The 13,698-nt window shown below is 50.4% G+C and carries 16 protein-coding genes; 4 read left to right on the top strand and 12 right to left on the bottom strand.

All coding sequences use genetic code 11. The annotated features are described in order from the left end of the window. Positions 1–166: 166 nt before the first annotated feature. The 4 genes from B4F99_RS09820 (at position 167) to B4F99_RS09805 (ending at position 5,063) form a co-directional block, all read left to right on the top strand. The gene (locus B4F99_RS09820) at positions 167–2,992 is read left to right on the top strand and encodes a sensor domain-containing protein (protein ID WP_290757390.1); all 2,826 of its coding nucleotides are present in this window, start codon (positions 167–169) and stop codon (positions 2,990–2,992) included. Between the two features lie 86 nt (positions 2,993–3,078). Continuing rightward, positions 3,079–3,960 carry a YitT family protein gene (locus B4F99_RS09815; protein WP_035410093.1) on the top strand — a complete coding sequence of 294 codons (882 nt, stop codon included), beginning with the start codon at positions 3,079–3,081 and terminating at the stop codon, positions 3,958–3,960. A gap of 23 nt (positions 3,961–3,983) precedes the next feature. Then, positions 3,984–4,880, top strand: a complete 897-nt coding sequence (locus tag B4F99_RS09810; protein WP_290757388.1) for an alpha/beta hydrolase — start codon at positions 3,984–3,986, stop codon at positions 4,878–4,880. A 15-nt stretch (positions 4,881–4,895) separates the two neighbouring features. Then, on the top strand, positions 4,896–5,063 hold the full coding sequence (locus B4F99_RS09805; RefSeq protein ID WP_290757386.1) for a hypothetical protein: 168 nt from the start codon (positions 4,896–4,898) through the stop codon (positions 5,061–5,063). Positions 5,064–5,112: 49 nt separating this feature from the next. Here B4F99_RS09805 and B4F99_RS09800 read toward each other — a convergent pair whose 3' ends face one another. From B4F99_RS09800 to B4F99_RS09745, 12 genes are all read right to left on the bottom strand, one after another. After that, the gene (locus B4F99_RS09800; protein ID WP_290757383.1) at positions 5,113–5,937 is read right to left on the bottom strand and encodes a phytoene/squalene synthase family protein; all 825 of its coding nucleotides are present in this window, start codon (positions 5,935–5,937) and stop codon (positions 5,113–5,115) included. Between the two features lie 194 nt (positions 5,938–6,131). Next, on the bottom strand, positions 6,132–6,356 hold the full coding sequence (csrA, locus tag B4F99_RS09795; RefSeq protein WP_035410102.1) for a carbon storage regulator CsrA: 225 nt from the start codon (positions 6,354–6,356) through the stop codon (positions 6,132–6,134). Beyond that, entirely contained in the window at positions 6,356–6,796 is a 441-nt protein-coding gene (fliW, locus tag B4F99_RS09790; RefSeq protein ID WP_056063060.1) for a flagellar assembly protein FliW, read from the bottom strand. The genes csrA and fliW overlap by 1 nt, the downstream gene beginning before the upstream one ends. A gap of 4 nt (positions 6,797–6,800) precedes the next feature. Next, complete coding sequence (locus tag B4F99_RS09785; RefSeq protein WP_290757379.1) at positions 6,801–7,379, bottom strand: DUF6470 family protein; 579 nt, start codon at positions 7,377–7,379, stop codon at positions 6,801–6,803. 13 nt (positions 7,380–7,392) lie between these two features. Then, complete coding sequence (gene flgL / locus B4F99_RS09780) at positions 7,393–8,331, bottom strand: flagellar hook-associated protein FlgL (protein ID WP_214852452.1); 939 nt, start codon at positions 8,329–8,331, stop codon at positions 7,393–7,395. Between the two features lie 7 nt (positions 8,332–8,338). Next, positions 8,339–9,865, bottom strand: a complete 1,527-nt coding sequence (gene flgK / locus B4F99_RS09775; protein WP_290757374.1) for a flagellar hook-associated protein FlgK — start codon at positions 9,863–9,865, stop codon at positions 8,339–8,341. Positions 9,866–9,877: 12 nt separating this feature from the next. Next, a complete protein-coding gene (locus B4F99_RS09770; protein WP_056063071.1) occupies positions 9,878–10,285 on the bottom strand; it encodes a flagellar protein FlgN in 408 nt (135 codons plus the stop codon). A gap of 95 nt (positions 10,286–10,380) precedes the next feature. Then, a complete protein-coding gene (gene flgM / locus B4F99_RS09765; protein ID WP_035410118.1) occupies positions 10,381–10,629 on the bottom strand; it encodes a flagellar biosynthesis anti-sigma factor FlgM in 249 nt (82 codons plus the stop codon). 36 nt (positions 10,630–10,665) lie between these two features. Further along, the gene (locus B4F99_RS09760) at positions 10,666–10,944 is read right to left on the bottom strand and encodes a hypothetical protein (protein ID WP_155960182.1); all 279 of its coding nucleotides are present in this window, start codon (positions 10,942–10,944) and stop codon (positions 10,666–10,668) included. 144 nt (positions 10,945–11,088) lie between these two features. Continuing rightward, positions 11,089–11,493, bottom strand: a complete 405-nt coding sequence (locus B4F99_RS09755; RefSeq protein ID WP_290757371.1) for a ComF family protein — start codon at positions 11,491–11,493, stop codon at positions 11,089–11,091. Between the two features lie 233 nt (positions 11,494–11,726). Next, entirely contained in the window at positions 11,727–12,938 is a 1,212-nt protein-coding gene (locus B4F99_RS09750; protein ID WP_290757368.1) for a helicase-related protein, read from the bottom strand. Between the two features lie 243 nt (positions 12,939–13,181). Then, on the bottom strand, positions 13,182–13,698 hold a 517-nt coding region (locus B4F99_RS09745; RefSeq protein ID WP_290757365.1), incomplete at its 5' end, for a DegV family protein.

Below are 13,698 nucleotides of genomic sequence, written 5' to 3'. Positions count from 1 at the left end.
GGCTTTTTTGCGTTCACGTTAGGACAATTGTCTTTTAATCATGAATTTCATATACTGGTTCACTTTTTTGAAAAATAAGTCTATTCCTTGAACGAATGTTGCAATTTCCATTTCCTACACCCGATACTAGTAGAGAGAACGTTAGTATCGTAAGGAGGTGACGTGAATGGCTTTTCATGAAGCGATGAATCGGATTCGTCAATCCGACACAGCCCCACTCTATATCGGTGGACTTGAAGTATCCCGTCCGGAAACGGCGGAAGCCTTCTTTCAACAACAGACAGATGCAATTTTTTTATTTGACGCCTCTGGAACAATCATCTATTTCAACGAACAGTTACGGGACATGCTCGGCTATTCCGCTGAGACGCTCTATGAGCACTTTGCCGTCTTCAATCCACCTGATCAAGTCGAAGCGGTAACTGCCTTTTTCAATCGTGCGTTACATGGTGAGACCGTTCATTATACGGCACAAGGACTCCATGCCGATCAACACCGGGTTACGTTAAAAATTACGAACATGCCGATCGAACAAGACGAACAAGTCATCGGCGTTTACGGGATTGCACGTGATATCACACGTGAGAAACAACTCGAAGAAGATGTCTCGTCCATTCGCTCTCAACTTGAACTGACGGAACAGATTCCAGAACTCGTTGTCTTCCACTTTGATGTTCAAAAACAAACAATTGAGTTCTCCCCTGCTCTACTGAATTTTTTGGGACTTTCAGAGGTGGATGCGACGACACTCGATCAAGCACAGTTGTTCAGCCGAATTCATCCGCGCGACTTCGATCCGCTCCGGTTCGAGATGGAACGGCTGATCGCTGGTGAAAAAGGACGATTTGAAATGGAAGTCTCCCTGCTAACCGCTGACGATACCTATCAGCTGTTGCGCTTGAAAGCCTTCCATCGTCCCCATCATCCGGATCATCTATCGGTCGTCCTCTATGACTTATCGGAAGTCGACGAGGCACGCCGGCAACTCGTTACGGAACGGGCGCAGGCACGTGAAATCTATGAATCCGTCAACGCCGCGATTTCACAAATCGACTTATTCTCGGGTCGGATCCTGTTTCATTCGCAAGGATTTCTGCATATCTTTGAAGAATTGCCGCAAGATTTAATCTTTAATCGTGAGTGGTTGTTCGAACGATTAGACGCCCGCGATCATGCTGCAATGAAACAATTCATCGGACGATTGGTGGACGGTCAAGCTGATACGATTCAGTACCGCCTTCACTTTCCGGATGGTCGCGTCAAATGGATTGAGGACCAACAGATCCCTGTCTTCCAACTGGACGGTACGATTGCCTATACGAACAGCATCATGCATGATATCACGCTTCAAAAAGCGTACGAGGAACGATTGAGACAGCTCGCTTTACGTGACGCTGTGACGCATCTGCCGAACCGGCAAGCACTGATTGAGACGATCGATGTGTGGCAACAGAAGGACCACCCCTTCTTCGTCCTCACCGTCTCCTTCAACCGGATTGCTGAGATCAATAGTGCCTTCGGACACGGCTCCGGTGATCAGTGGCTACAAGGAACGGCTGCCTTATTACAACAAACAAAGTCAGATGGAACGTTTCTCGGACATCTTGGTGGTGATGAGTATGCCTTGCTCGTACCGACAAGCGATAAACAGGACGTGACGGCATGCGCCGAGGCACTACTCGATCTATCGGAAACACCGATCTCAATCGAACCATACGCCTTGTTCGCACGTATTTCCGTTGGGGTCAGTCGCTATCCGGAAGACAGTACGGACGCCGTCGAATTGTTAAAGCATTCCTATACCGCCTTACGACGATCGCGTCGTGAAAATCACAGTACGATACACCACTACGCATCGAATCTCGATATCGATTATTACCGGCGCTATCGGCTCGAGCAGGACTTACATTACGCGATCGAACGTGATCAACTGTTCCTCGAATATCAGCCAAAAGTCGACAGCTGGACAGGAAAGATTGTCGGTTTAGAAGCACTGATTCGCTGGCAACACCCGGAATGGGGACGGATTCCACCGAACGACTTCATTCCGCTTGCCGAAGAGAGTGCCTTACATGTCGCAATCGGAGACTGGGTCGTCGAAACGGCGTGCCGTTCGATGCAAGACTGGAAGGCGACCGGAGCAGAGCTTGTTCCAATTTCCGTCAACGTCTCACCGAAACGATTCTTGATCCTCGGCTTCGAACACCATATCGAGCGGATGCTGTCGACGTACGATCTCGCGCCTGAGTTACTCGAACTTGAGATCACGGAAGCGGCTTTAATCATGGATGATCCGATGACGAGTCGGACACTCGAATACGTCAGCCGGATCGGTGTTCGGATCGCACTCGACGACTTCGGGAAGGGCTATTCCTCAATGGTCTACCTGCAGCGCTATCCGATCGACGTCATCAAGATTGATCGGCAGTTCGCGACCCACATCACGGATGACGCCAAAGCCCAAGCGATCGTCAAAAGCATTCTCTACATGGCAGGTGAGTTCAATCTGACCGTCGTCGCCGAAGGCATCGAGACGCTCCGTCAGCTCGATACGTTCCGGACGCTCAATTGTCCGAGTATCCAAGGATATCTATTCAGTCGCCCGGTTCCAGCGGATGTCATGGTATCGTTCCTCCTGCGGGAGATTTTGTATCCAATCGAAGCCTGTTCCTTGTCGAGCGATACCGTTCCTCGTTTTTCCGTCTCTGGGAAAGTTCGCATGCTGACACATCATGCCCAGTCGTTCGAACTGCCCTTCTCAGACATTGAAGCGCATCAAACGAGTACGCGGGCACTCTATTTTTCGTCAAAGACGTTGTTACCGTTGTCGGACGCAACGTTTGAGATTCGCTTGAGTGAAGACGTTCAACTCGTCTCCTGCACAGTGACGATCACCGGACAACAAGATCATCAATACATCGGTGAATATACGAATCCGATCGAAGCAGAACAGATCATGCGGTTCTTCCAGTCGTTACGTTATCGCCCTTGACCTCTCCACGAAGACGTTCACACACGTCTTCGTGCTTTTTTGTTATAGTAATCCTAAAGCGTTTTACTATGGAAGGGAGTAATGGCATGCAGTCACCACTACCTACGAAACATCATCGCCGCTCTACGAAAGGTCAGCTTTTTCGACGATTATTGATGCTGACGATCGGTGCCATCATCTTCGCACTCGGACTCAAAGGATTCCTTGTTCCCAATAACATCATCGATGGCGGGATCGTCGGAATCTCAATCATCGGCTCAAAGGTGACGGATACGACGCTCGCTTTGTGGCTGTTCTTCTTGAACATCCCGTTCATCTTTTTCGGCTATAAGCAAATCGGAAAGACGTTTGCCCTGTCAACGTTATATGCGATCTTCGTCATGGCCATCGCAACGAAACTCCTCGAGCACATCGGTCCCTTGACGAGCGTTGATCTGCTCGCGACCGTTTTCGGTGGCTTAATTCTCGGAATCGGCGTCGGGATCGTCATCCGTTCGAGTGGATCACTCGATGGAACTGAGATTCTTGCTGTCTCTTTCAGCCGCTCGACACCGTTTTCAGTCGGTGAGATCGTCATGTTCTTCAACGTCTTCATCTTAGGCGCCGCAGGATTCGTCTTCGGTTGGGACCGGGCGATGTATTCGTTGATCACCTATTTCGTCGCCTTCAAGACGATCGATGTCGTCATCGACGGACTCGATCAATCGAAGAGTGTCTGGATCATTTCGGAGAATTACGAAGAGATCGGTCTTGCGATCATGGACCGACTTGGTCGAAGCATGACGTACTTAAACGGGGAAGGTGCCTTTACCGGTGACGGCAAAAAAGTCATTTTTTGTGTCATCAGCCGGCTCGAAGAATCTAAACTGAAGGACATCGTTCGTGACTTCGATGAACAAGCCTTTATCGCGATCGGCAACATCCATGATGTCCATGGCGGTCGTTTCAAGAAAAAAGATATCCATTAACCGAACGAAGGGAAGGAACGCGGGTGTGGAAAAAACATCGTAAGAAAATCATCGGCGGCGTAATCGTCATCGTGACGCTCGCTGTCATCGTTGTCATCGGGATTTCCGGTTATGTCGGATCATCGTTGACGCAACCGGAACGCGAAGCCTTGACGACGACACCCAAAAAAGCAGAAGGACTTGACTATGAAGATGTTACTTTCCGTTCTTATAAAGACCGGACACGTTTGTCTGGCTGGTGGATGCCAAGCGAAGATGCGAAGTTGACAATCGTTTTCGCTCACGGCTATGGCAAGAACCGGGAACAAGATGATGTTCCTGTCTTCCCGCTATTTAAGAAGTTTCACGATGCCGGATACAACGTCTTGACGTTCGATTTCCGAGGATCGGGTGAATCGGACGGGAAACGCGTTACGGTGGGTGCCAAGGAACAAGATGATCTACTGACAGCTGTTCGTTACGCGAAGTCACGTTCTTCAAAACCGATCGTCCTCTATGGTATCTCAATGGGCGCAGCGACATCACTCGTAACGGCACCGAAAGCGGATGTCGTCGGTGTCATCGCCGACAGCCCGTTCAGCGACTTAGAAAATTATCTCGCAACGAACCTGCCCGTCTGGAGCGGGTTACCGAACTTCCCGTTTACACCGATCATCCTTGAAATCACGCCACCGTTGACAGGTCTTAATCCAGAACGAGTCAAACCGGTCGAAGCGGTCCGGCGCATCGAGTACCCGATTCTGTTGATTCACGGGAAGGATGATGATGCGATTCCCGTCACGGAAAGCATGAAAATCCAAAAAGCTGCTCCGCGCTCGGAACTCTACTTAACGGAAAACGGCGGACACGTCCAGTCATACGCGCACGACCGGAAGGCGTATGAAGATAAAGTGTTGACCTATCTGTCTGACTTGCATTGATGGAAGGGGAGACACATGCAACAGCTATCTGTGTTCTTGACCTGGTTTGTCGCGTTGACGGTGATGACGATCGGACTACTCGTCTCCCGTCACGCTGGCTATCGTTTGCCCTTTGGACGGACGATCGCTTTGATTTGGACGGGTTCTGCCTTGATTGGACTCGCTTTTTATCTATTACGTTAAAAAAAGCCGCCCGCTTCCTTGAAGGAAACGGGCGGCTGTTCGTTTGTGCTTATCGTTTTAGTACGGCGGCGCCGACGATCTTCAAGACTTCCGGACGACTCAGTTTTTCTTTCCCTTTTGCAAGGGCATCCAGCGTTCCATGTGCGAGTGCAAGTGGAATGTGACAGAATTCATAAATCGTCGTCTCCTTCGGAATGGACGCAAGGTACGCATCGGCTTCTGCAAGGTTCTCACGCGCATAGGCGAACATCGTATCCGTCGTCCAACCAGGTGGGAAGTAACCGACACCACGCTCCGCATCTTCCTGTTGGTTACGAAGGATGTTGACGGCTTGCAAACCACGACCGAATCCGATCGCTTGCTGTTTATCGGTGACGATACCAGCCTTCCAGTACCAGATGTCGGATAACATGACACCGACAAGTCCCGCGACATAGTATGTGTACTCATCAAGATCCGCTTCCGTCTCGACCGTCCAGTCACGCTCAGCCCAGACCGCCATGCCTTCTGCCATCTCAGCCGTCGAATCGAGCACTTTCGGACGAATCGCAGCCGGACAGTAGGCGATCCACTCCGGTAGACGAAGGGTCACTTCTGGTAGGTGTTCCGTATACGGCGCAATCAACTCAAGATAGGCGGTAGCGGAAAATGTGCCCCGCATCAACAATGCCGTCTCCCGGAGCAACATCGTCTTGACGTCCGTCGCCAAGTCCTCATGGTCTTCAATCTCATCGATGGCGCGCATGCATAGATAAGCAGCACCGACCGCTTCCTGTAAGTCTTGCGATAGTCGACTAATCGGGATGTAGAAGGTGCGACTCGTCGCTTTCAATACTCGGTTCGCGTCTTTTTTCAGCTGCTTCGTCTCATTCATTCCTGACAACTCCCTCTTTGGCTCAAAAGGTTTCTTTTCTCTCCATTACTATACACGATTCAACGCGTTTCAGCATTCGTTTCATGATAAGAAAGACTCCCTTTGCGCTAGATTCAGGCAAAGGGAGTCTTTTCATCCTCGTTTGAAGCGTATCGTTCACAAGAAAAATACGTTCCAATGACATTCAAATGGAATCATTTTTCCTGTTGTTTCAAGAGTTGTCCGATCAACCCTGTGCTACGGGAGGCTTCCGTGTTCTCTTCTTGGATCGACAAGTAGACTTCCTTCCGGTGGATATCGACCTGTCGCGGTGCCTTGATACCGAGCTTGATTTGATCGCCTTCAATCGCAAGAATCGTCAGTTCAATGTCGTCACCGATTTGAATCGCTTCTCCCGTCTTTCGTTTGAGTACGAGCATCAGCGACCACCTACTTCCGTCAAGCTGCCGATCAGATGACGATTCGTATATGTATCGTCTAAGATGATTTGTTTCGCGAGTCGTTGTTTCGTCTCCATGACGAAGGGTGCCCGTAAGTTCGTCGTCGACGTCGTGAACGGATCTCGCAACGTGACTGTCGTATAGACAGCGACTTGCGCCGTATCCTCAATCCCGAGCTGCTCTTTTGCTGCGTCCGGTAACTCGAAGACGTATTCCGGATCAATCCAGAACGGGTTCGTCACGACGAACGCACACTCCGGCTGATCAATCGATTGAAACGACCAAAACGGTACGCCCTCTCCGAACGGGAGCAGGATGAAGCGCTTTGCGTCCGGAAAACCTGGTAATTCGGACGCGAAAGTAATGATTTCCGTCTCGTCAATCGTGATAGTTCCAAAAAAATCGGTTTCGATTTGCATGTCGTTATCCTTCCCCGTCGAATATGCCACCAACCGGCCACATATTCAATTGATTTTGTTCTTGTAAGAAAATCTCGACCTGTCCGTCTTTTACGGTCAGCTCCGGTTGATGCGTTTCGACATCGATCTTCGGACGATTCGCGGTGTAGCTCAATCGGACTTCCGCCGGTGTAAAGGTCGTCTTGACCCGATCAAGACTCCGCGGGATGAATCCGAGTGTCGTCACTTCGGCAGGCGGTGCGTCGTTAGCTTTTGCAATCCGCGCGACCGTTCCACCACCCTGCTCGATCCGCATCAGTTGATCCCCTTCCGATGCTCTCTGCGCGACCGCTTCCTGTCCCTTTTGTCGACCGTAAGCAGCGTACTGCCGAACGGACTCAAGCGCAGGAACACGCCCCATCTCGATCCAGGCTTGTGTCGAATCGATCTCAAGACGTGCCGCGACGGTTTCAATCGACAGCTCCCCGCGGGGCTGTTCGATCGAAAGGGAGGCAGGTGTCTGCTTCTGCTCGATTTGCGGACGTGTGATGTTCATTCCGATTCGTGCTGCCGTCTGACGCATTTCAAGATGTGGAAGATTCATCTGCCTTCACCCCTTATCGTAGGAAATCGAGTAACGTCGGTTGAATGATTCGTGCTCCGGCGCTGAGAGCCGCTCGGTGTAATGTTTCGTACGACTTCAGTTCCATGATGACTTTTTCCGCCTCGATGTCTTCGTTATCCGACATGACCGTCTTTGCGATGATTTCCTGATCCTCGAGCCGTGACGTGTTCAAATCCATCCGGTTAACCCGTGCCCCGAGATCCGCACGCGTCTCGACCGTGCCGTTCACCATCTCATCGATATCCTTCAACATACCGGATAAAGCAGCTCCATTATTGTCAGCATTCGTCCCTAGGGCATCGTAGACTTTTTTCAACGTTTGGAACGTTCCCGGTCCAAAGACGCTAAGCGGCGAGATGTTGACTTGGACTTCGATACCGGAAGAGACTTCATATTGAATCGACTCCGTCTCCTTACCTGTCGGATCTCCATCCGTGAAGACACCGTCAACAGGACCTGAAGCACTTGCTAAGTAATCACGCAATCCGTCCATCGAGACGAATTCCGTATCCGTCTTCGTCCCGTTGAAGATCCCTTTTTCATTGTATTTCGTATTCGCGAGCGTCCCGATGTGTTCGATCAATTGACCGACCTCGCTCTGGATCGCTTTACGCTGTGTCGCATCATACGTATCCGTCGCCGCCTGTGTCGTCAACTCACGAATCCGGCTCATCGCCGACGTGACTTCGTTAAGGGCCGAATCCGTCAAGTCCATCCAGCCCGTTGCTTCACTGGCATTTTTCTTGAACTGTTCGACTTCTCGTACTTCCGTCCGGTAACGCACGCCCTGCATCGCGACGACCGGATCATCGGATGGACGCTGAATTTTCTTCCCGCTGATCAATTGCTCTTGAAGCGTGCTCAAGCGCTGGTAGCTAGAGGATAAGTGCCCGATATTCGTTTTCGTCAACATCGTTTGTGTTACTCTCATCTATTCATCACCGTCCTACGAGTCCCATACCGTTAATGATTTTATCGAGCATCTCATCGACGGTCGTAATATTTCGTGCTGCCGCATTATAAGCGTGTTGATACTGAATCATCATCGTCATCTCTTCATCGATCGAGACGGCAGACATCGACATACGCCGCTGGTCCGCACTCTCCATCAAGACAGCGGCACTTTTTCCGAGGCGCGCGACTTGGTCGGTCGAGACCGCCATGTTGCCGATGACGTTTTGATAGAACGAGCCGATCGTCGTCGTCGTGTTCGACTTCGTGAACGTAATGCTTGCCGTCTTCATCTTCGCCAGTGCCAGCGCCCCTTGGCTGTCACCGATGTTCCCGTCCGTCGACGTTGCAATGTTATCGAGACTCGCTTTGATGTCTGTACCGACAGAAATCGTTGCTGCCGTGATGTCGCCACTTGTCGAAGCAAAGAACGCATTCGATCCCGCTGTCCCGTCTTTTTTCAAGTTCGTCGCGTGCGCGACGTTGAACGCGTCGGCGAAGGTCTTCGCCATCTCATCAAGTTGACTCTCCATCTTGACGTATTCACCGACAGCTTGACCGTTTCGTTCTTGCCCGTACATCTCGATCAATCCTGTCAAACGACCTGTTGAGAAACCGCCTAGCTGATCGAACGTGTAGGTTTGTGTCTCCGATTTGAAGCCTGTGTATAGTCCTTGATCGTTCGTCGTGAAGGTTAGTGTCCCTGCTTTCGGTAAGTCGGAGTCGACCGCAAGCAGCTTGTCCCCATTCGGAAACTTGATGTTGACGTCAATACGTCCTTCCGCGTTGCGTAACGCATTCCCCATCTTCCCTGTTTCAATCGCCTGAGCGTCTACCGTCACTTTTTCGAAATCGACATATTGAGCAAGTTCATCAAAGTAGCGATCACGTTCATCATAGAGCGCGTTCGGCAAGGTACCGAGCGGTTCGACGACATGGATTTCCGTATTAATGTTATGGATTTTTTGCAAGAGATCATTGACTTTTTTCGTCGAGACATCGATTTCACTTTTTAAGTCTGATTTGACCTGATTGATTGCCTTCGACATGTAATTGAAGGTCTGTGCGAGCGTCTCTGCTTTTTGCCGGACGACACTGCGCGCACCCGAGTCCTGCGGGTTCGTCGACAAAGTCTGAAGTGATTCCCAGAACCCGTCGAATGCTTTCGCAAGACCCGTATCCGACGGTTCATTGATGATATCTTCCATCCGTCCGAACGCCGCTTCCTTCGTGCCGTAATAGGAAACCTTCGTCACTTCATCCCGGTATTGCTTATCGAGCATGATGTCACGAATCCGCTCGATCATTTCTCCGCGGACACCCGTTCCGACTTGACCATTTCGGCCAGATCCAAGCGATATCGAAAGCTGTTCTGTCGTTCCCATGACGAGACGCTGACGAGAGAATCCTTCCGTACCGGCGTTCGCAATGTTATTTCCAGTCGATTGCAGGGCCCACTGGTTCGTCGTTAATGCCCGACGTCCTGTCTCAAGCCCCATGAAAGTCGATCCCATCCGTATTCCTCCTTACGCGTTTCGGTTAAAGTGTGTCTGGTTCAGTGCGGACTGCCCATATGTGAAGTCGTCTGCTTCTGGAATCAAGAGTTGAAGATGCCAATCCAAATAGTGCAACGATTGCTCGAGCAACTCTGCGTTCAGTGCATTCAGCTGCCGCAACTGACCGATCGTCTGCAATAATGTCCGGAGTGAGTCGATATCTTCCGGGTGCGTCTCGATCCATTCGGTCATCGTCACGCTACCCATGAGTGCAAGTCGTTCTTGCTCTAATGCTTCAATCCGCTTGATATGTACCGGTTCTTCCTTGACAATTTCAGACAAGCGACGCATGTCGTTCGCGATCAAGACGTGCTTCTTTTCTTCTGCGAGCGCGAGCAATTGAGCGTGCGCCTCGTTGAGTTGATTGATGAGTTGCATTCGGTTTCTCCTTCCGAATTAAAAGGTTCCATTCATATAAAAAACGACCCGCGCATCCGTGCCCCGAGTCGCCTCCATTTTCTACGATGTTCCGCTTACAGGTTCAAGAAACGTTCCGCGATTTTTTTCGCGTCCGGTTTATAGGTTCCATCCTGGATCGCCTGCTTGAGGGATTCAATCTTTTCAGTCCGTGACGTCTGTGTCTCATTAAAACGCGCGCGCGCTTCTGTTGAGATACTGACTTCGTCCGGACGGTTCGTGCGTTGGTTTTTTGTTCCTTCTACTGATTGAGTTCTTTCGTACGTTTTGGGCATGTTCACCCATTTCGTAGAATCAATTCGCATGTGAACACCTGCTTTCTAGACTACAAGATTCTTAGTTCAAGTCCGATACGTCCTTGGTTTCGAAGAGTCAGAAGAGTCAAGCATCGCCTGGGCGAGGTCACGTCGTAAACGATCACGACATGCGGCACAAATCGTGCCTTCACGGGAGGGCTTCCCGCAATTCTCACACATGATTTCCATTTGGGAAATCTCGGAGATCAATAAGCGCCCTTCCTTGATGTAACGGAAGACGGTATCTCGACTGACACCCGTTCCGATCTCGACATCTTTAGGTGAAGTCCGGATTTTTCGTCGTTCTCGCAGAAATTCGCGCACCTTCTCAAAATCCGTATGATCCTTTCGTATGCAATCAATACACAGTTCTGAAGATTGACGCACGACTAACTTTCCGCAAGATTTACAATTGATGACATCCATTTCTTTCACCTCATACAGAGTATCGGCAGGATTGTCGCTTTCTTAAACACTTCGAAATAAAGTTACAGCAGAAATTTCTTTTGCGCCTGCCTCCTTCAGTCGAAACATTGCCTGTCGAAGAGTCACACCTGTCGTGTAGACGTCATCGACGAGCACAATGTTCTTCCCTTTGACGTCATTTTTCACGCAAAACGGATTACTTCGCGCAAGCCGAGCCTGTCGTCCTGCCTTACTTTGGGCAGGACCCTCCAAACGACTCAAATACGGCGCGATTTTCCCACGCATCTGGCGTGCGATCAGTTCCGCTTGATTGAAACGACGATCTGCGAGACGCTCGGTGCTTAACGGTATCGGAACAAGAACAGCTTGTTTGATTTTTACCTTCTTCAAGTCATCGGTAAACATCTCAAGCAACGCAGTATCTCCGAGAAACTTGAACCGACGCATGAATTCCTTGGCTGCCTCATTGTACAGATAAAGAGGTGTCGTCTGGAGCGTCAGCCCTTGTTGCCGCCACGCCGTACAATCTGAACAGCATGGCGAACCCGGCTTTCCACAATCGACGCATTCCCCTCTTTTTACAAACTTTATTTTACAGGTCGGACAGGTCACTTGCCTAGTCCAGAGATTTCCGAGTTCCCAACTAGGTAGATAGACCTCTTGACAGAATAAACATCGATTCATGGTTGCACGGCATTCGCTTTTTTAATGTGATGGATCGCTTCATACATCGCATCACTTCGGTCATTCGCGCAAAATAAAATGTCACCATCCGGATACGCCGACGATCGTCCGACACGTCCGCTGATTTGAATCAAGGCTGCCGTACTGAATCCGTGATCGGCATCAAGAATCGCAACCTGGACGTTTTCGATCGTCACACCCCGCTCTAGAATCGTCGTTGTCAGTAAGATTCCTGTCGATTGTCGAAAGCGTCGGACCTTCTCGACTCGTTCTGAATCCGCGGCATGGACCGTCGAGACGGTATAGCCTGCATCTGCGAATCGGTTCTGCCATCGCTCAAGCTCCGCAATACGCGAGACGAACACGAGCCGTGGTACAGCAGCATGACGCGCCAACCAATCGAATACGATCTGTTCGGTATAAGGTACGACGAGCTTTGGTACCGGTAACGGATGCCCGTGATAGCGTCGCATCAGTCGGACTATCGGAAAGCGTCGATGCCAAAACGAAGGGGTGGCGCTTAATAAAATCAAGGCAGCGTCTTTCGTCATCGCTCGTTTGACGTACCGGTGCAACGTCCGGTCCATCCGGTAAGGGAAGGCGTCGACCTCATCCAAGAAGACGACATCGAAACAATGCCGGTAATGAATCAATTGGTGTGTCGTACTGACCGTGATGTCACCTAACTCGAGACGCTCCGACGAACCACCGTATAAAGAGACAATGGACGTATTTGCGAATGCTCGCTTTAAATGCCCTGTCAATTCCCGGACGACATCCGCCCGAGGTGCTGCGACAAGAACACGTCGTCCGTTTGTAAGGGCGTCGGCGATTCCTGGAAAGAGCATCGGCGTTTTTCCGGCACCACACACGGCATGGACAAGAAGTCGTTTCGGACGCAAGACGGTCTGCTGGATTGCTTGTGCGATGCGCAGTTGCGCCGGCGTCAACAACAATGGTCCGTGTTGCGACGGGATCACTGGATCAAGCGCCTCCAAATCCGTCACAAGCCTCCCGCAGCTTCGCAATTTGCCATAAGCGAGACATTTTCGGCAATAATAACAGGCTGTTCCACATGTACAGGCACCTCGTACTGGTAGTGCGCCACACCGTTGACAACGCCATGTCACGGCTGGCATGTATCGATATGTTTCGTTTGGTGTATCTATCCATTCAGCAGGTACGAGCCGTCCTCGAAGATCCATCATCATGACCTCTCCTTTCTGTGACGTTCCTTTCTCGCATATGCCTGGTATCTCCTTGTCCGCATTCGTTCCTGCTCCATCGCTTTTTTCCTCAGTCAAATTAAGAAAATAGTGTATGTTATGTCTCTAAAAGTTGTCGTAAGTAGAATCATTCATGAAAATCGAGGATTTTGACAAAACAAAAGCAACAGGTATTCTCAATGTAAGAGAATTCCTGTTGCTCATCTGTTTTCTCGGATATATTGTTCATTCCGCTGCATGATACCACGTGATACCAATTGCACCAGGTCCGAGGTGGGTCCCGATGACGGGTCCGAAGAAGCTCATCTCGATGCGCGCCTGCGGGAAAAGTGCCGTTAGTTCGGCAATTTCTGCTTCTGCTTTCATAGAATCCTCAGCATGGATGACACCGATGACATATCCTGCTCCGTCTCCTTTGATGTCTTCCTTCATCATTTCCTCGATCCGATTGACCGCTCGCTTGAACGTCCGGATTTTTTCGAACGGAACGATTTTCCCGTCGATGAAGTGAAGGACCGGTTTTATCTTCAGAAACGAGCCGACGAATGCCTGTGCGACACTCAGACGTCCACCGCGCTGGAGATGGGCTAGATCGTCGACGACGAAGTAGGCTCGAATCTGTTTTTTTAATGTCTCCAGACGATCAACGATCGTCTCTGCCGTCGCTCCTGCATCTCGCAAACGAACGGCTTCTTGGACGAGAAACGCTTGCGGCATACAGGAAATACGTGAATCGATTGGA

It is taken from the genome of Exiguobacterium sp. UBA3491 (assembly GCF_002377745.1).
Lineage (GTDB): Bacteria > Bacillota > Bacilli > Exiguobacteriales > Exiguobacteriaceae > Exiguobacterium_A.
Note: the sequence above shows the minus strand (reverse complement) of the source record. Positions and strands in the feature narration are given on the sequence as shown.